This window comes from Pontibacter sp. H249, assembly GCF_037892465.1.
Classification (GTDB): Bacteria; Bacteroidota; Bacteroidia; order Cytophagales; family Hymenobacteraceae; genus Pontibacter.
In genome coordinates this window covers 373,923-392,531 of sequence record NZ_JBBKTR010000002.1, presented here as the reverse complement: position 1 = coordinate 392,531, position 18,609 = coordinate 373,923, and the positions used below count along the sequence as shown (strand labels likewise).

The 18,609-nt window shown below is 46.1% G+C and carries 14 protein-coding genes and 1 tRNA gene; 6 read left to right on the top strand and 9 right to left on the bottom strand.

Annotated features, from left to right (window positions below):
- Window positions 1-9: 9 nt before the first annotated feature.
- On the bottom strand, window positions 10-1,122 hold the full coding sequence (locus WG943_RS04085) for an NAD(P)/FAD-dependent oxidoreductase (protein WP_340406894.1): 1,113 nt from the start codon (window positions 1,120-1,122) through the stop codon (window positions 10-12).
- A 163-nt stretch (window positions 1,123-1,285) separates the two neighbouring features.
- On the opposite strand from WG943_RS04085, the gene WG943_RS04080 reads away from it, so the two are divergent.
- Window positions 1,286-1,660, top strand: coding sequence for a T9SS type A sorting domain-containing protein (locus WG943_RS04080; RefSeq protein WP_340406893.1), 375 nt, complete (start codon window positions 1,286-1,288; stop codon window positions 1,658-1,660).
- A gap of 139 nt (window positions 1,661-1,799) precedes the next feature.
- Window positions 1,800-2,825 (top strand): alkaline phosphatase D family protein, encoded by a 1,026-nt coding sequence (locus WG943_RS04075; RefSeq protein ID WP_340406892.1) that lies wholly within the window; start codon window positions 1,800-1,802, stop codon window positions 2,823-2,825.
- Between the two features lie 301 nt (window positions 2,826-3,126).
- Here the strand turns inward: WG943_RS04075 and WG943_RS04070 are convergent, their stop codons facing one another.
- From WG943_RS04070 to WG943_RS04060, 3 genes are all read right to left on the bottom strand, one after another.
- Window positions 3,127-3,477, bottom strand: coding sequence for a hypothetical protein (locus WG943_RS04070; protein ID WP_340406890.1), 351 nt, complete (start codon window positions 3,475-3,477; stop codon window positions 3,127-3,129).
- Window positions 3,478-3,583: 106 nt separating this feature from the next.
- Window positions 3,584-3,655 (bottom strand) — tRNA-Arg (locus WG943_RS04065).
- Window positions 3,656-3,717: 62 nt separating this feature from the next.
- Window positions 3,718-4,950 (bottom strand): Pycsar system effector family protein, encoded by a 1,233-nt coding sequence (locus WG943_RS04060; protein WP_340406888.1) that lies wholly within the window; start codon window positions 4,948-4,950, stop codon window positions 3,718-3,720.
- Window positions 4,951-5,305: 355 nt separating this feature from the next.
- Between WG943_RS04060 and WG943_RS04055 the strand changes: the two genes are divergently transcribed.
- Together WG943_RS04055 and WG943_RS04050 are read left to right on the top strand one after the other, a co-directional pair.
- Window positions 5,306-9,124, top strand: coding sequence for a hypothetical protein (locus WG943_RS04055; protein WP_340406886.1), 3,819 nt, complete (start codon window positions 5,306-5,308; stop codon window positions 9,122-9,124).
- A 65-nt stretch (window positions 9,125-9,189) separates the two neighbouring features.
- The gene (locus WG943_RS04050; protein WP_340406884.1) at window positions 9,190-10,212 is read left to right on the top strand and encodes a DUF6268 family outer membrane beta-barrel protein; all 1,023 of its coding nucleotides are present in this window, start codon (window positions 9,190-9,192) and stop codon (window positions 10,210-10,212) included.
- A gap of 65 nt (window positions 10,213-10,277) precedes the next feature.
- On the opposite strand, the gene ppk1 is transcribed toward WG943_RS04050, so the two are convergent.
- From ppk1 to WG943_RS04030, 4 genes are all read right to left on the bottom strand, one after another.
- Window positions 10,278-12,389 carry a polyphosphate kinase 1 gene (ppk1, locus tag WG943_RS04045; RefSeq protein ID WP_340406883.1) on the bottom strand — a complete coding sequence of 704 codons (2,112 nt, stop codon included), beginning with the start codon at window positions 12,387-12,389 and terminating at the stop codon, window positions 10,278-10,280.
- A 67-nt stretch (window positions 12,390-12,456) separates the two neighbouring features.
- On the bottom strand, window positions 12,457-12,951 hold the full coding sequence (locus WG943_RS04040) for a SixA phosphatase family protein (protein WP_340406882.1): 495 nt from the start codon (window positions 12,949-12,951) through the stop codon (window positions 12,457-12,459).
- Window positions 12,952-13,300: 349 nt separating this feature from the next.
- Window positions 13,301-14,488 (bottom strand): GTPase HflX, encoded by a 1,188-nt coding sequence (gene hflX, locus WG943_RS04035; protein WP_340406881.1) that lies wholly within the window; start codon window positions 14,486-14,488, stop codon window positions 13,301-13,303.
- Window positions 14,488-15,222 (bottom strand): SirB2 family protein, encoded by a 735-nt coding sequence (locus WG943_RS04030; RefSeq protein ID WP_340406879.1) that lies wholly within the window; start codon window positions 15,220-15,222, stop codon window positions 14,488-14,490. The genes hflX and WG943_RS04030 overlap by 1 nt, the downstream gene beginning before the upstream one ends.
- Before the next feature lie 125 nt (window positions 15,223-15,347).
- On the opposite strand from WG943_RS04030, the gene WG943_RS04025 reads away from it, so the two are divergent.
- The gene (locus WG943_RS04025; protein WP_340406878.1) at window positions 15,348-16,466 is read left to right on the top strand and encodes a glycosyltransferase family 4 protein; all 1,119 of its coding nucleotides are present in this window, start codon (window positions 15,348-15,350) and stop codon (window positions 16,464-16,466) included.
- Window positions 16,467-16,566: 100 nt separating this feature from the next.
- The gene (rfbC, locus tag WG943_RS04020; protein WP_340406877.1) at window positions 16,567-17,109 is read left to right on the top strand and encodes a dTDP-4-dehydrorhamnose 3,5-epimerase; all 543 of its coding nucleotides are present in this window, start codon (window positions 16,567-16,569) and stop codon (window positions 17,107-17,109) included.
- Window positions 17,110-17,239: 130 nt separating this feature from the next.
- Here rfbC and WG943_RS04015 read toward each other — a convergent pair whose 3' ends face one another.
- Entirely contained in the window at window positions 17,240-18,526 is a 1,287-nt protein-coding gene (locus WG943_RS04015; protein ID WP_340406876.1) for a UDP-N-acetylmuramoyl-tripeptide--D-alanyl-D-alanine ligase, read from the bottom strand.
- Window positions 18,527-18,609: the final 83 nt, after the last annotated feature.

The following is an 18,609-nucleotide window of genomic DNA, read 5'->3' as shown; positions in this document are numbered from 1 at the left end:
TGTATCAGGTTAAAACGGCTGGCCATGCGTTTGGCGCATTATGTACCTTACTGCCATCGGAACCCGCTTCAGAACTTCCACAGCTACTTCAGACAACATCGGGCTGCCAAACAGGTGTTGTACTGTTCGGCCCAACTGCAAGCGGCCCTCAAATTGTTTTTTCCATGCGTAAGTATATCGCTGCTCCAGCTGCTGCCGGTTTCGGCCTTTGTTAAAGTAATGTGTTACTTCTGTTGCAGCAATCTTACCAGAATGTATAGCCATGGCCATGCCGTTTCCGCACAACGGGGTAATCATACCGGCTGCATCGCCACACATTAGTATATGATTCTCCACGCAAGTTTTGGTAGCAAAGGATATCTCGTTAATCACCTCTGGTTTAGCGTATAGGAACTCTGCTTCGGTAAAGATGCGTTGCAGGTGAGGGTTCTTGTAAAGTATAGCTTTCTCCATGGCGGGAATGGTGCCGTGTTGCTGCAGATTTTGGCGGGTGGTCAGGTAGCAGAAACAGTAACGATTGTCTTCGATGGCCGAAATGCCGGCATAGCCATCCTTAAAATTGTGGAGCGCGATCACATTCTGGGGCTGGTGATAATGCAGGTGGTATTTTACTCCGATGTACGGGGAGCGCGAACTGAAGAAGCTGCGCGATAGTTGCCTGTCCAGGTTGGTGCGTTTGCCATAGGCGCCAATTACCAGCTCCGAACTTATACTTTCACCGTCAGAAAGTTTCAGCGTGTGCACATTATCAGTAAAAGTAACCTCCTGCACAGTGGTCTGTAGCCTAAACTCTACCCCTTGTTGCACCGCCAACTGGTACAGGTAATGGTCAAAAGCGTAACGGCTAAGGCCAAAGCCACCCAGATCGAGGTTGCTCTCTAATGTGGTGCCACCCGGCGAAGAAAGTATAAACTTAGAAATGCGTGCCGGTGTAAGTTGGCTAATATCTACGCCCAAGCTACTCAAGTAAGGCAGCACCTCGTTAGATACATATTCTCCACATACTCTATGGAAAGGATAAGCTTTTTTCTCAATAACAGTTACAGCTATACCTTGCCTTGCCAAATGCAGGGCACTTGTGAGGCCAGCCAGCCCACCACCGATAATTAGTACTTGCTTCAATTGGTTTTATCTTTTGCCGAATTTGTAAAGTACAATTCTATTTGCCAGATTTTAGTGAACAGCATCTTTTAGGGGTGTATAATACAAGAACAAATTATTGTGTAAGACGTTAATTAAATTGGAACGACTTTTGTACTTTTGAGGAAGAATATAATTTATATACATGAAGAAATTTATACTTACGCTTTTTACAATTTCTACGGTGCTTCTAGTGCAGGCACAGGCCAGGACGTCTGTCTTTGGTCCGGTGCAACAGGCCGAAAAAGCAATAGAGGTAGAGCAGCAGGACGAAGAACTTGCTATTTACCCTAACCCTAGTAATGGCGTTTTTACGATATCAATATCTAATCTGTCTGCTAAAAAGGCAGAGTTGCGCATTATCAACGTTATCGGTAACGAGATTTACCGCGAAACGTTAACCAGCGGGCAAGGGCAGTTTACCAAAACAATTGACCTTACAGGTAAAGCAAAAGGCTTATACTATGTGAAGCTCGAAACAGACACTTACAGTTCTGTAAGAAGAGTGGTTGTAAAGTAATTTTAAAAGATTTATATAATGGAAGCGGCGGCCCCTGAAACGGGCTGCCGCTTTTTGTTTAACATAAACCTTACATCAAAAGCTACGCTTCAGCAACTTGCTTTTCTTATATTTGCCTAACATTACACCAACTATTACAATGTTCAGCAAACATAACTACTGGCAAATATTAGCCTTTGCGCTGGTTATACTTAGCGCTTGCCAGAAACCTGCCGCCACAAGCCAAAACGAAACTCCACTTACAACCCTGGCCTTCGGCTCGTGTAACCGCGAGGACCTGCCGCAACCGCTCTGGCCGGTTATTGTACAGAACAAGCCACAAGTATGGGCCTGGTTAGGCGACAACATTTACGGCGACTCTTACGACATGAATGTGCTGCGCCAAAAGTATGACATGGTAAAGGCCGAACCAGGTTACCAGCAGCTAATGGCAACCTCCGAAATTATCGGGGTATGGGACGACCATGATTACGGGCTAAACGACGGTGGTAAGGAATATACCATGCGACAGGAAAGTGCCCAACTGTTCTGGGACTTTATAGGAGAGCCAGCCGATAGCCCGCGTCGCCAGCAGGAGGGAGTATACAGTTCTCATACTTATGGGCCGGCAGGTAAGCAGGTAAAGGTAATTATGCTCGATAGCCGCTACCACCGCGACTCGCTGCTACGCATAGACAAAGTATACCAGGTAAACGAAACCGGCGATGTGCTGGGTGAGGAGCAGTGGCAATGGCTGGAGCAGGAACTGCGCAACAGCAAAGCAGATATCAACCTGATCGGGAATGGTATACAAGTGTTGCCAGAGGAGCAGGTGTTTGAGAAATGGGCTAACTTTCCGGCTTCCCGCAAACGGCTTTTAGATCTAATTGCCGCTTCCAACGCTAAAGGCGTTATACTTTTGAGCGGCGATCGCCACATTGCCGAAATATCAAAAACAAACTTACCGGGTATGAGCTATCCGCTTTATGAGGTTACAAGCAGTGGCCTTACGCATGTGTATAGTGGCGCCGCCGAAGAGCCAAATAAATACCGCATTGGTAGGCTTATAAAGCAGCTAAATTTTGGAGTGCTAAACTTTAACTGGAACGTGAAGCAGGTAGAGGTGGAGATGCTGATAAAAGGAGAAAACAACTCGACACTGCTGAAAGAAACAGTTATTTACTAACAAACTAAACATTGAATAAGGAAAGCGGTTCTATAAATAGGGCCGCTTTTTTTGTGCCGACAGGTTATTCTTTACAGCATCCTCTCGGGAAAGCGCTGATAATCTGATAAATATTTTTTAGCGGTTTAAACCTTTGATGCAAGTTGTTGTCAAAGTATAACAATAGCGAAACTTGGTGCCTGTGCGCCAGAACCGCTTTTGATATTTTAGGCTAAAGTTGATCTCATAAGTGTTTGTTGATCTAGAAACCCTGCCGGGCGTAAGCTTGGTAGGGTTTCTTTTTAGCTCTATTTATACTTTGTTATTTCTTTTCGGGAAGTATGGTTTTAGGGATATAGCCTGTCAGTACAGAGGTATCTTTTCTTATTCTGGCATGAACAAAGATAGCGTGGCTGGAATCCAAAACATGTATACTTTGGGAGGTGTCAAAAGAGGCAAGGGAGGAGCTTTGGAAGTCTGGCTTTGTGTATAACTCACCGCTAATAAGTGGCTTTACAGCAAAAAGAACATCAGTAGGCAGGGGCGTTTCTGTACCAGTTTCACTCGCCATAGTAGCTTCAGAGGAATCTCTGCCAATAGGTTCGCGGTTGCTTTCCCGGCACCCGGCAGCAAGTAAAACGATAAAGAATACAGGGACTAGAAGTTTCCTCATGCTTAAAGGTGTACAGCTTGTATTTTGATAAGGTACATGATATTAAGGTCTTATCAAAGTGAATTACGTGATCCTTGTGTTTAATAGTGTAAACTATCTACTAGAGTGGCCCTGCCAGGAATCGAACCTGGATCTAAAGTTTAGGAAACTTCTATTCTATCCATTGAACTACAGGGCCTGTTGCAGTATGCTTTAAAAGCAAAATTAAGCCAATTATACTATTGTGCAAAGTAATATTCGCTATTGCACTGTAGTGCCGTCAGCACCTGGTATGGTGTCTGGGCCGTAGTATACCACGGCAATGGCAAACGCTATAACAGTAATTACTAAACCTACCATAAAAATGGTATAAGAGATGCGTAGAATCTTGTACTTACGGTTTAGCACCTCCCCCAGGTAGTAGATATCGGTAATCATGTTGTTGTACAGCGATTTCTTATCACGCATAATTTCGTGCATACCACTTTGGAAGTCCTCTAATGGCAGATTGGTAAAGTTGCCAAAGAACAACAGGTTAATTTTTCGGCTGGTCATTTTATCCTTTTTAAAGGTAAAGCTGGTAACTTCTGGCTGAGCCGAAATAATAGCAAAAATAACAGAACCGAGTGTGGTTAACACCAGCGCGCCCACGGGTATAAGCAAGGTGCGGTGCTGCGCAAATTCACTTCCGGTAGCCGAGGTTTTAGCACTTAGGTACGTAATGATTACAGACAGAATAATAGCGTTCAGGCTGATCATCATGTTGGCCTTGTTATCGGCTATGGCACTTAGGTTAAGGTGTGTGCGGTAAACGTTGCGAAACATAGTTTCAATGCCTCGCTTAGGTTGTGCCAGCGTTTCACGATGCTTCTTATCCTCTTTTTTCTTTTTCTTAACCTCCTTCTGTAGCCTGTTGCGCTGTTCCTGTATATTAAGGCCCAGTTGGCCGGCAAACTTCCGTTGTGCCTGGTTTGTATGAAAAGTAGTAGACAGCAGAAAATCCATCTGGAACTGAGCCCACTCCCTGTCTGAAAAGAACTTGTCTTGAAATATTTCCCACTCAACACGCAGGAGCTCAGCGGTGGCAAAAAACGTTTCTTTGCCGATGTTAGACATATCTGCATCTACTAGCAGCTCTTCTATCAGGCACTCTGGCTGCTGATCGTGCTTGGTAGCCATTATGATGCGGCTTATGAGCTCGATGCGTTCCGGTGGGTAATTCTTTTCCTCTAGCCAGGCTGTCGCAATCTTTATACTTTCGCTTTCGTGGTCGGCGTAAGTTTCTATGTATCCAGCATCATGAAACCAGGCGGCCAATACAAGATCCTGCAACTCATCGGTTCCCAGGTTGCTTAGCTTGCCTAACTCCTCTGCTTCGGCTACAGTTTCAAACGTATGTTTATAGTTATGGTAAACAAGCTTTTTGGAGAGACGCTCTTTAAATAGCTTAAAGATAAACTCACTTGCCTGCTTAACAATATCTTGGTCCTTCATAATTGGTGCTGCTGCCGTAGTGCGAGCCGCATATGGCAGTATAAAAAGTGTAGGGTGCTTATGTGCACTTCATTCTGCGGTTACGTTAAAAACGTTTTTTTGTTAGTAAAGCAGCTGTTCGGGAGGGTAGTTGTGCCTCTATATGTGGCAAACAACTAAAATATGGCGCATCTCGTTTATCAAATCCAGCCCCGTTTCCTATCCTTATTGGTAAGTATAACGCAGTGAAACCGGCTCAGCTACTTTATACAAACTGCTGTTTGGCGGATTCAATTGTAGAGGAGGTGCAGCAGCTGCAAGGTCAGGATCACGATAGATGGCGTGCAGGCGGGGCGTGCTATAGTACTATAAACCTATGATCAAAAAATTTCTCTTCAAGCAGCGGCTGTACACACGGTTTGTATGGCAGAGCCTGCTGGTGTTCGCTCTTTCAGCCTGCGTTTCTACAGAACCTTATTACAGCAGAGCTGCTCTTGACTGGGAGCAGAACAAGCCAGACCAACAAAATAAGCTACTATACACTGTATTCCTGATCGGTGATGTTGGTGCCCCAGAGTTAGATGGGGAGCCCTCGATGGTATTGATGCGCAAGCAAATGGATGAGGCGGGTGTAAACAGTGCTACCATTTTTTTAGGAGATAACGTGTACCACAACGGCCTGCCTCCCGTTGGCAGCTACGACAGAAAAGTATCGGAAGAGCGCCTTAATGCCCAACTCGATATCTTGAAAGGCTATGAGGGGGAGAAGTACATGATACCCGGAAACCACGACTGGAACCACAGCGGCCGCGGAGGCATGGAATATGTTATAAGAGAGCAGAACTATGTAAACCAGTATCTTACCGAAGAAAACATTGTTGTTGGAGGCGACTTTTATGTACCGGGCAACGCATGTCCTGGGCCATATGAAGTAAAATTAAGTGATGACCTGGTGATGATCGCTATAGACTCTGAGTGGTGGCTGCACCCCTTCGATAGGCCCTATGGCGACAACAGCAGCTGCGGCGCAGCTACAGAACTGGATTTCCTGGTGCAGCTGGAAGATATCATCCAGAAAAACAGCGGCAGCGATATCATGATAGTGGCGCACCACCCGCTCTTTACCAGGGGCAACCACGGTGGTTTTTTCACGCTTCGTGACCACCTATTTCCTTTTACGATGCTCCGCGACTGGATGTACCTGCCCATGCCGGTAATTGGGTCTATTTACCCTTTTGCCCGAAAGTATGGCGGTATTCTGCAGGATATTCCGCACCCGCGCTACCAAGCCTACATAGATGGCTTACTTGAGATATTTGATAAGTATGATAACATAGTTTACGCCGCAGGGCACGAGCATTCGCTACAGTACTTTAAACACAACAACCTGGCACATATTGTAAGCGGATCCGGGTGTAAGATACAACACGTGAAAGGCGGAGGCAATGCCACCTATACACAGGCTGTAAAAGGATTTGCTAAAGTAATGTACTACGAGAACGGCGAAGTATGGACCGAGTTCTGGGAACCTGAAGGCAAAGGCGAAACAGGCAATATAACTTTCAGAACAGCCCTATATGCAAAAAAACCGCGCAGGGAGGTGCCGCTGGTGCAAGATGATACTAACTATGCCGACAGCACCATTACATTGGCAGCCAGCACAGATTATAAGGCTTCCGGGCTAAGAGAAAAAATGTTAGGTGCCCATTACCGCGAAGTATGGAGCACCCCAGTTGAGGTGCCGCTGCTGGATATGAAGAACGAATTAGATGGCCTGACGCCCTACCAGCGGGGAGGAGGCAAGCAAACGGCATCGCTAAAAGTGCGTAACCCTGATGCTAAAGAGTATACTTTGCGCACTGTTGATAAAGATCCTACACAAGCCTTACCGGAGTACTTGCGAGAAACAGCGGCAAGGGCACTGCTACAGGACCAAATATCTGCCCAGCATCCCTACGGTGCCTTAATTGTGCCCAAACTAGCCGATGCGGCAGGAGTGTATCATACCAACCCCAAGCTGGTTTACATACCTAATACACCATACCTAAGGCAGTATATAGATGAGTTTGGTAATACCTTAGCTTTTTTGGAGGAAGATGCCGACGAGAATCACGAAGAAACAGCCAGCCTTGGGTATGCCAAAAACCTGGTTGGTACCGAAAAACTGCTTCAGGAACTAAGGCAGGATAATGATAATGAAGTAGACCAGCCGGAATTTGTAAGAGCGCGTCTGCTTGATATGCTCATCGGCGACTGGGACCGGCATGAGGGGCAGTGGCGCTGGGTAGAACGCGAAAAGCAAAACGACAAAGGCAAACTATATATACCCGTACCCGAAGATCGCGATCAGGCCTTCTTTAAGATAGATGGTATACTTCCGTGGCTGGCTACCCGCAAATGGGGCGTAAGAAATGTGCAGAACTTTGGATATGAATTTGAGGATGTAATTGGCTTAAACCTGAGCGGCTTGCAGGTAGATCGTACATTTACCTCCAGAATAACACGTGAGCAATGGCGGCAGCTAGCACAGGATGTACAGGCAGGCCTAACAGATGAAGTAATAGAGGCCGCTGTTGCAGAGCTTCCTGAAGAGATCAGGAATATTTCGGGGCAAGAGATAGCGGCCAAGCTAAAATCGCGGCGTGAGAAGCTACCGGCAGCCGCAGAAGAGTATTATATTTTTCTAGCCAAATATGTAGATATAGCCGGCAGCGATAAGCACGAACGCTTCGAAATAAAACGCCTGAACGATGAGCAGGTACAGGTAACAGGATACAAGACCAGCAAAGAAGGGGAGATACTGGAGCAGCTATATGACCGCACCTTCCTGACAGACGAAACAAAAGAAGTTCGCATCTACGGCATGGGCGGCCAAGACCAGTTTATAGTTACCGGCAATGTAAACTCAAGTATAGTGGTGCGGATAATAGGCGGTGCCAATGGAGATATCATTACCGATGAATCCAGTGTAAGTGGCTTAAAAAAACACACCATAGTATACGATACCAAGGATGAGAACAATTTTAACTTTGGGCCCGAAACAAAAGATAAAACAGAGGTTTTTCCGGAGGTTAACTTCTGGGACCGCGATAATTACAACATACCATACTTTGGGCCGCGCCTCTCTACAGAGTATAACATAGACGATGGTGTGTTTTTAGGAGCAGGTTTGCTGCTGCGTACCTACAAGTTCAGGAAAGTACCTTATGCTGCAGAGCACTTACTGGAAGCTAATTATGCTTTTCTTACAAATTCATTTAATGTACGATATACCGGTGACCTGAAGCAAGTGATAGGTAACTGGAATATGACTTTCGGCGGGTTGCTGCAGGGCCCAAAATACCAGCGTAATTTTTATGGTATAGGCAACTACACCGACCAAAACCCTGAGCTAGATGATGAATATTACAGAGTGCGTTTCGAACGTCTGTCTGCGCATGCATCCATGTACAGGGATTTTACTTCTTTCTTTAAAATTGGCATCGGCCCAACATACGATCGCTTTAATGTAGTATATCCAACCCGCGAAAGCTTCTTACTGGATGAAGCTCGTGCTGGTAATCTTTTGCCGGGCACATACAATGCTATAACAGATGAGTTTGAGGTGCAGCATTATGCAGGCGTTGCAGCATATGCCAACATGGAGGTATTAGGTGGCGGCGGCACTGCCAGTAACCCCGATATAGGCATGCGCTGGTACAATAAGTTAAGCTATAACAAAGAAATTGGTGGCGAGGGCTTAAGCTATACTAATGTTAGTTCGGAGTTCAGATTTTATGTTAGTCCTAATTTCCCGTTTCAGTTAACCTGGGCGGGGCGTATTGGGGGTTCGCATAATTTCGGAGACTATCGTTTTTACCAGGCAAGTACCCTGGGAGGTACCGAAAACTTGCGTGGTTATCGCCGTACGCGCTTTGCAGGGCGCAGCAGCCTATACGCGAACGGGGAGGCCCGCCTAGAATTATTTAAGTACAACCTGTACCTGGCACCAGGCAAATTTGGTGTGCTTGGCTTGTTAGATGCCGGGCGTGTTTATCACAAAGAAGACCCTAAGCGTTCTTTTTTCCGTAGTCTCCATACAGGTTATGGCGGCGGTATCTGGGTAGATGCACTTAACCGCTCAGTGTTCTCGCTAACTTACTCTGTAGGGGAAGTGGATAAGCTATGGATGCTGAACTTCGGTTTCTTTTTTTAGAAAATAAGTAAGTGTGCAGCAGCAGGTACAGCCATTTAAGAATAGACAGCACGAAACAAAAAACTATGAAAGAATTAAAACGCGTACTATGGGGGCTGATTTTTATATGTATAGTGCAGGAAGTACAGGCGCAACAGGCCGAGACAGAGATTGTAGAAGACTTTGCATCACCCAATGTGCGAGGCATGGGCAGAGGCAGAGGCATTGTAATAGGATATGAACGCCTGCCAAACTTTAAAATTGACTCAGAGTCGGATGATCCCAGCGTGGGCAACGGAAGCGAAGAAGTATATCGGCACAATAAATTTAACTGGCGGATATTTGCCCCAGTGGTAAACAAGCCTCAAACTAAAGTAATTGTTGGTGTAGATTACCAGTTGGAGGAGTTTAACTTTGAAAATCTTAATCCATCATCTTACTCGCTTTACCGCTACCTGGAAGACAAAAATTTGAGAAGCGTCGGTTTGCAGGTAGCTTATCTACACTCGCTAGATGCCCGCAGGTTTTACCTGGTGCGGCTAAGCGGCGACCTTAACGGTGATTATACCCGTGATGATATCAACATATCAGACTACCTGAAAGTGAGCGTTGACTTGGCCTATGGCTGGAAACGCAGCCCTGATTTTGCATTGGGGGTTGGCTTGCAGTTGGGTTATACTTTCGGCCGTCAGAGAATTTATCCAGGTATACTTTATAACCGCACCTTTAACGATAAATGGGGCGTAGAATCTATTTTTCCTGCTAATGCGCGGCTACGCTATAACCTAAACGACAAAACCTTGCTTTATGGCGGGTATAGGTTAGAGGGTTCTAGTTATAACATGTTCGTGGATGAAACTCCGCTTTCCTCGTTTGGTGATCTGGAGCTGAGGCGCACTGATATTAAAGCCTTACTGCGCCTTGAACGGGAGATATACGACTTTGCCTGGTTTGCAGTAGAAGGAGGTTTCAGGCAGTACTACAGGCATAGGGTATTTGATGAGATAGGTTCCAGAGACCCGCTTATTATTAATGACCTTGCCGGTGCAGGATATGTAAATGTGGAATTGTTCTTTGTAGCACCTCGAAAGTGGGTTGAGAAAGACTAGTATAAACTTTAAAGTATAAAAGAGAAGGGCCGCTATAAGTTATAGCGGCCCTTCTCTTTTATACTTTAAGCCTCCTGTATAAGGGCAGGCTCTGCTTCTTTTGGCACCAGGTTACGCAAGTAATCATATGAGGCATATTGCGACCTTACATCAGCGTTGTCAGCCATGTGCGCATATGTATTGTCTATATTGCGTGCTTTGGTATCATCGCGTAATTGAAAATCGATTAAAGTCCTTACCTCTTCTACCAGGTTCTTCTGGTACAACGGGAAAGCTACCTCTACCCGGCGGCTCAGGTTACGGGTCATCCAATCGGCGGAGGCAATGTAGTATTTTTCTTCGCCGTTGTTATGGAAGATGTATACTCGTGCGTGCTCCAGGTAGCGATCTACAATACTGCGCACTTCTATATTCTCGCTGATGCCTTCAACTCCCGGCACAAGGCAACAGATACCGCGTACCAGTAGCTTTATCTTTACACCTGCCTGGCTGGCAGCATACAATTTTTTTATCATGCGCTCATCCTGGAGGGCATTCATCTTTAAAATCATACTTGCCGGCAGGCCTTTCTGCGCATTTTTCATCTCACGGTCAACTAGCTTTACAAAGCTCTGACGCATGTTTACAGGGGCTACCAGCAGGTGCTTAAACTTCTTGTCAGGCTGACGGTCTATAAAAAACTCAAACACCTGCTCCATGTCTTTGGTCAGGCGAGGGTCAGAAGTAAACAATGCATGGTCTGCGTATATTTTGGAAGTATCCTCGTTGTAATTGCCTGTACTTAAATATGCATAGTTTACCAGTTTCCCGTTTTCGTTTCTGGTAATCAAACCAAGTTTGGAATGTACTTTTAAATCAGGAACACCGAATATTACGTTAGCTCCGGCTTTCTGCAGTTTTCCAGCCCAGAAGATATTAGATTCCTCATCGAACCGAGCTTTCAACTCTACTACCACCGTTACGAGCTTCCCGTTTTTAGCTGCCTTAACCAACGCCTTTGCAATAGCCGACTTATCAGCCACACGGTATAAAGTAGCACTCATGGCGGTTACTTTAGGGTCTGAGGCAGCCTCGTTGAACAGGCGCAGCACATACTCAAACGATTGGTAAGGGTAATGCACCACGTAGTCCTTCTTTTGCATGGCGGCAATCATACTTTTCTCCTTCTCCAGCTCCGGGTGTATCAGCGTAGGCTGTGGTGTATACTTTAGGTCGGGCAGGTTAAAATCCGGAAACTGGAAAAAGTCTCTGAAATTATGGTACTTGCTGCCCTCTACCAGTTCTTCTTCTGTTATGGCAGTGTGCTTCATCATCCGGTCTAGCAGTACTTTAGGTGTTTCAGGGTCGTAAAGCAAGCGGGCAGGATAGCCGGTTTCGCGTTTTTTCAAGCTCTTCCGGATCTTAGCCATCAGGTTGCCTGATACTTCCTCTTCAATATCCAACTCTGCATCTCTGGATACCTTTACGGCATGCGCATCGAACTTAGTGTACTGCGGAAACAATAAAGTCAGGCAGAAGCGAATCACATCATCTATGAACATCACATAGCGTTTGCCTTCTACAGTGGGCAACTTCACAAAACGGCTGCCTATCTTTTTAGTAGGAATTTCCAGCATGGCGAAGCGCTCCGGCTTCTGGTCTTTTTCCGTAGGCTCCATCATGTGTATGCCCAGGTAAACCGTCTGGTCTTTCAAAAAAAGATGGGTGTCTGTATCGTCAAGTATGATGGGTAGTAGCTGGTCTTCCAGCGTTTCCCTGAAGTACTCCTTAACCCACTTCTGCTGCTCTGGGTTAAGCTCTGTTTCGGTAAGCAGATGGATATCGTGCTCACGCAGATCGGCAAGCACACTTTCGCGGAACACTTTGCCGAACTCCTCCTGCTGGCGCTTTACTTCTTCTATTACCTGATCAAAGGTATCGGAAGGATCTTCGTCCAGCTTTTGGCGTGTTTTCTTTTTTAGTTTGATCAGGCGCTTCAGGGTAGCTACCCTTACTTTAAAGTACTCATCCAGGTTAGACGAGAAAATAGCCATGAACTTTATACGCTCTAGCAGGGGCACGCTTTTATCTTGGGCCTCCTGCAATACTCTATAGTTAAAGGCAAGCCAGCTTAGTTCTCTGTTAATAAGAGGTAACTCAGGAGCAGTCTTAGCCTGTTTTTTATTGTCTTCTTCCATTGTTTCGGGTGCTGCTAATCGCAGTATTTGTAATTGTTAACCAATGCAGCGATGGGTGGCGCAACGGTTATTTGTAGTTTTTAGGAAAGTCGTAGAATAGAAGCTTTGCATTCTCTTTGCTTACATCGTACCAGCTGTCGCAGCCAAATTCTAGTGCCACAATACCTGTAGTAGGAAGGCTGGCAATGTGCTCTGGGCTAAGCATGTTGGCAAATTCAGAAATAGGCTCATTATGCCCTACCAACATAACAGCGTCTGCTTCTACTGGTGAGTTGTGCACCACATCCAGCAACTCATGCTTGTCTGCACCATACACACTGTCTGTTACCACAATATCTTCAGCATTGTAGTTTAGCTCTTTTCCTACCAGCGTGGCCGTAGTTATAGCCCTTACTGCCGAACTGGATACAATCAATGCAGGTGCTACGCTTCTGTTCGCGAGTTCCTGCCCCATAAGTTGGGCATCGCTTCTGCCACGTTTGTTTAAAGGGCGGTCGTGGTCGCTGAGTTCATCAAAGTCCCAGCTCGATTTAGCGTGCCTCAGGATATATAGCGTCTTCATATTAGTTTATATCTAACGCCATTACTGCTGCCAAAAGGAAACAATAGTGGCTTTGCTACTTACTGAAACTATGGGTAATTGGTTGTGTTACCCCACCCCGGCCCGGCCCTAAAAACAGGGAAGGGAGTTCTGCTGTTGGTTTGGGGGAGGTATAGGTTTCATTGCTGTGGCTATTACTCGGATAATTCCCGACCTCTCCCTACAAAGGTGTCACCCCTTGTCACCCATAACCAAGCTCAAGAGGAGGGAACTTTACAGATTAGGATTCCCCTCTTGAGTGGGGTAAAAGCAAAAAGAGGAAGCTACCGCAGCAGCTTCCTCTTTTGTAAAAAAAGTATAAATCAATACTTTACACGTTGTTAGGATAACGCTCAAAGTGAATTTCCGAAACACGGCGTAGTAATTCCTCTCTCAACTCATCAATGTTAAGCTTGTTAGTTGCTGAGATAAACAATGCAGGAGCATGCTCCTTTGCCATATAGGTCGCTTTCAGATCGTCGATGGATGGGCGTACGTCCGCTTCCTCTTCTTTTAGTTCCTGCTCGCGCTGCTGCAGGTACTGGTCTATTTTATTAAACACCAGTAGTACCGGTTTTTCGGCAGAGTTAATGTCTTTTAGAGTCTCGTTTACTACGGCAATATGATCTTCAAAAGAAGGATGGGAAATATCCACTACATGCACCAGCAGGTCCGCTTCACGAATTTCATCTAGTGTAGACTTAAACGATTCAATCAGTTTAGTGGGTAGCTTACGTATAAACCCTACTGTATCAGAGAGTAGAAACGGAATGTTCTCGAATACTACTTTACGCACCGTAGCATCCACTGTAGCAAACAGCTTATTCTCGGCAAATACTTCTGATTTGGAGAGCAGGTTCATCAGGGTGGATTTGCCTACGTTAGTATACCCAACCAGCGCCACACGCACAATGCCGGCACGGGCTTTACGCTGCTCAAAATTCTGCTTCTCAAACTTCTTAAGTCGCTCTCGTAGCAATGATATCTTGTCACGCACAATACGACGGTCTGTTTCAATTTCCGTTTCGCCGGGGCCTTTCATACCAATACCACCTTTTTGTTTGGATAAGTGGGTCCAGAGGTTAGTAAGGCGCGGCAGCAGGTATTGGTACTGGGCCATCTCTACCTGGGCATGGGCTTGGGCTGTTTTAGCACGAAGAGCAAAAATATCAAGTATAAGCAAGCTTCTGTCTACAATCTTCACCTGCAGTTCGCGCTCTATGTTACGCACTTGCGAAGGGCTCAGGTCATCGTCGAAGATCACCATGTCAGTGTTATGCTCTTTTACAAACGCCTTTATCTCCTCTAATTTACCGCTGCCCACAAAAGTGGCGCGGTCTGGTTTGTCGAGCTTCTGTACGAAGCGTTTAACGGTTTGGGCTCCCGCAGTTTCAGTTAAGAAAGCAAGCTCGTCAAGATACTCCTGAGTTTGCTCATCGGTTTGGCGGTAGCTAGGTACGGCTACCAGTACCGCAGTTTCCTGCGGCTTGGCGGTTTCATAATATTGTTTCTTACCCATTAATCATTCTTTAAAGTCATGGTATACGCGGCAAGGGCCTCAATTTCCTGCTCGCTTAGCTGGCCTCCAAAGGCCGGCATCAGGTCAAGCCCATTCTCGACTACGTTAATACGGTCGTGGAGGCTTAAGTTACTTACTTTTAAGTTAGCGGCGCCACCTACACCTTTTGTGCCGTCGGGGCCGTGACAGGTATCGCAAACTTGTGCGTAAATGGCCTTTGCATTTGCCAGTTGATCATCTTCCAGCTTGGCTACTATAGCTTCTGGTGTACCAGCTGGCGCAGTTCCAACATGGCCTGAGCCGGTTTCGGCTGCGTCGGTGGCTGGTGTAGCTATATCGGCTGTGGTAGTATTTTCGATAGAATCCGGGTTACGCAGAAGCAGGCTTTTAGTCTCGGCTATAGCGTAGGCATAGAAAAAGATTAGCAGCGAGAGCGCCGTTAGTTTTTTGTTATGGCGCTTAATGCCTACAATACCCAGTGGTATAGCCAGTACTACCAAAATAATTTTAATGATGAGCCAGCCAGGCATACTTTGGTATAAGTATACCAGGTAAGCACCTGAAACCAGTATAAGCGTACCAAAAACTATATCGAGTGCTTTTGTATAGCGCTTTGCCTTATCCAGTTGCTTATGCTCGTTCAGGAAAAGCATCATGGCTTTTGCCGTGAACAGGATCAGGAAAAGTATAACTACCAATACGTGCGTGTGTAGCACGGTTACGGTTTCTTGCATGTGTAGTGTGTGCAGTTTTGGTATAGCACGCAATTTAACGTAAAAAATCTGATGCTACCGCTAAAATGGCTAACTTACAGCTTTTGACCTAAAGAACCTTATCTTTGCGAGCCTAGAGAGCACGTATGCGGATTGCCATTGTCATAAACACTTCCTGGAACATCTATAACTTCCGGCTTAGCCTGATAAAGGCTTTGTTGGCAGAGGGGCACGAGGTGGTGGCAATAGCGCCAAAAGATGCTTACTCAGAGCGTTTGGTGGCGGCAGGCTGTGAGTTTGTGCCTGTGGCGATGGAGCAGGGAACCAACCCTTTTACTGATATGTGGCTGGTCTGGCGACTGTACCGCACCTACAAAACGGTTAAGCCGGATGTGGTGCTGCACTATACTATCAAGCCGAACATTTACGGAGCCATCGCAGCACACTGGGCAGGTATACCGGCCATTAACAATGTTTCGGGGTTGGGTACAGTGTTTATCACGAAAGATTACATCTCCAGCATTGCACTTAAGCTATACGAGTACTCTTTTAAATACCCTGCCTGGGTATTTTTCCAGAACCAGGACGACAGGCGTCTTTTCCTGCGGAACAAACTGGTGCGGCCAAGTATAACTGAAGTATTGCCAGGCTCTGGTATTAACCTGCAGGAGTTTGTGCCCGCTGAAAAGTATAACCGTAATAAACCGTTTGTTTTCTTGATGGTGGCGCGTGTGCTCTACGATAAAGGTGTGGTAGAATTTGTGCAGGCAAGCAAGCTGGTACAAGAGAAGTACCCTTACGTAAAGTGCCAGTTGCTGGGGCAGGTAGACGAGAAGAGCCGCTCCGGTATCAAGAATGTGAAGCTGCAGGAGTGGCTCGCAACCGGTGTAATAGAATACCTAGGAGCAACCGACGACGTAGCCAGCGTGATAGCAAAGGCCGACTGTGTAGTGTTGCCTTCTTACCGTGAAGGAACGCCACGCACTTTACTAGAGGCTGCTGCCATGGCCAAACCACTTGTTGCTACTAACGTGCCAGGTTGCCGTGAGGTAGTGCAGCAGGGCGTAAACGGTTACCTTTGTAAGCTGCGCAACGCCGCCGACCTGGCAGCTAAAATGCTTCAAATGCTGGAGCTAAGCGATGGTGAGTTAGAGCAAATGGGAAATGCCAGCCGCCAGATAGCCGTTACCCGCTTCGACGATCGCATTGTAATACAACGATACTTGCATGCTATAGAGACGGTAACGCGGCAGGTGGTAATATGATTTTCAGTAAATAATCGAGTGAATGAAATTCACTTTTCTGCTCAGCTTAAGCTACTTCATAGCACATTAAAACTTTAAATAATTAGCACATTAACCATACATGGACCATACACTTTACCACATAGAAGGACTGATAGAATTCACGCCGCGTGTTTTCAGAGATGACCGTGGGTATTTTTTGGAAACATTCAGCCAGAAGTGGTTCGAGCCGTTTGGTATCAATCCAATCTTTGTGCAGGACAACCAGTCTGTATCTAAGAAAGGAGTTTTACGCGGCCTTCACTTCCAGAAGCCACCTCATGCGCAGGGTAAATTGGTAAGGGTATCGTCGGGTAGGGCTATAGACGTAGCCGTAGATCTGCGCAAAGACTCGCCTACCTATGGGCAGCACATAACCTGCTTACTGGATGCAGAAAAACAGAACCAATTCTGGATACCAGCTGGCTTTGCACATGGCTTTGTGGCCTTAGAGGATAATACCACGTTCCTGTACAAGTGCACCGATTTTTATGCACCGTCTGCCGAAGGTGGTTTGCTTTGGAATGATCCTGCTTTGGGAATTGAGTGGGGAATAGAGAACCCGCTTGTATCGCCTAAGGATGAGATACTGCCGGTGATTACGCAGTTTGAGTCTCCTTTCTAAGACTACAAGTCTAGTTGAAATGTTTAGATTTACTAGAGATTAATAATTAATACATAATAAAAAAGGAGGCGCAGTTTAACGCACCTCCTTTTTTATTATGTATTAATTATTAGTATTCAAATTCACTAGATTACAACACCTCCAGCAGCGTTTCTAACCCCATGCCCCTGGAGCCTTTTATCAGCACATAACTATCAGACACTAGGTGCTCCTGCAGCCATTGCTGTAGCTCAGGTTTGGTCTCAAAGTATAAAAAGTTCTTGTTTACCTCGGCTGCATACTTCATGTCTTTGCCGCAAAGCAGTACGGTGGTAAAGGGTTGCTGCGCTACTGTTTCGCCTAAGGCTTTGTGCTCTGCTGCACTTTCTTCACCCATCTCAAACATATCCCCAAGTATCACTACTTTTTGTGCTGCGTTCATACCTCCAAAATTACGCACGGCTGCGGCCATAGAGGTAGGGTTGGCGTTGTAGGCATCCAGGATAATAGTGTTGCTGCCTTTTTGTAGTACCTGTGATCGGTTGTTTACAGGACTGTAGTTGGAAATAGCTTCGTTGGCTTTGGCTAATGGCACCCCAAAAAACTTTCCGATACAGGCAGCGGCAGCCATGTTCTCGTAGTTGTAGCTGCCCACCAGCTGCGTTTTTACTACATCGCCCTCTTCATCCTTATACACCACGTAAGGCGAAGCTTCCAGCAGTTCAGAGTGGTAAAAATCTTCTGGACCAGGGTAGGTTACTTTGTTCTGGATGCGGCGGCTCATGCGCATCAGGTGCTCGTTGCCGGTATTCACAAACACAGTTCCGGCATGGGCATCGAGGTGCAGGTACAGTTCGCTTTTGCCGCGTGCCACACCCTCTAAGCTACCAAAACCTTCCAGGTGTGCTTTGCCGATGTTAGTGATCATGCCATGTGTAGGCAAGGCTATACTTGAAAGTAATGCAATCTCTCCGATGTGGTTGGCACCCATTTCGATGATAGCCATTTCGTGCTCCGGAATAATGCGCAGCAGCGTTAGCGGCACTCCAATGTGGTTATTCAGGTTGCCTTGCGTGTACAGTGTGTTAAATTTCTGGCTCAGCACTGCATAAATAAGTTCTTTTGTAGTGGTTTTGCCGTTGCTGCCCGTGATGCCTATTATAGGTATGCTTAACTGTTTGCGGTGATGGCGGGCCAGGTCCTGTAACGCCTGCAGCGTATCCTCCACTACAAACACATTGTCTGCAGCCATACTTGCATCATCAACCACAGCATATCTTGCACCTTTTTCCAAAGCCATTGTAGCAAACTTTGCACCTCTAAAGTTGGGGCCGTTCAGGGCAAAAAACATACTTTCGTTCTGTTCGGCGCGGGAGTCGGTGCTTACGTGGCGGCACTCCAGGTACTTTTGGTATAGAAATTCGATGCTGTTCTGCATGAAATATGTATTTTTATCGTAACAAGATGCTGTAAAACCTAGTGTATACGTTTAAAAGTATACCTGATTTCTGTGGTGGCAAT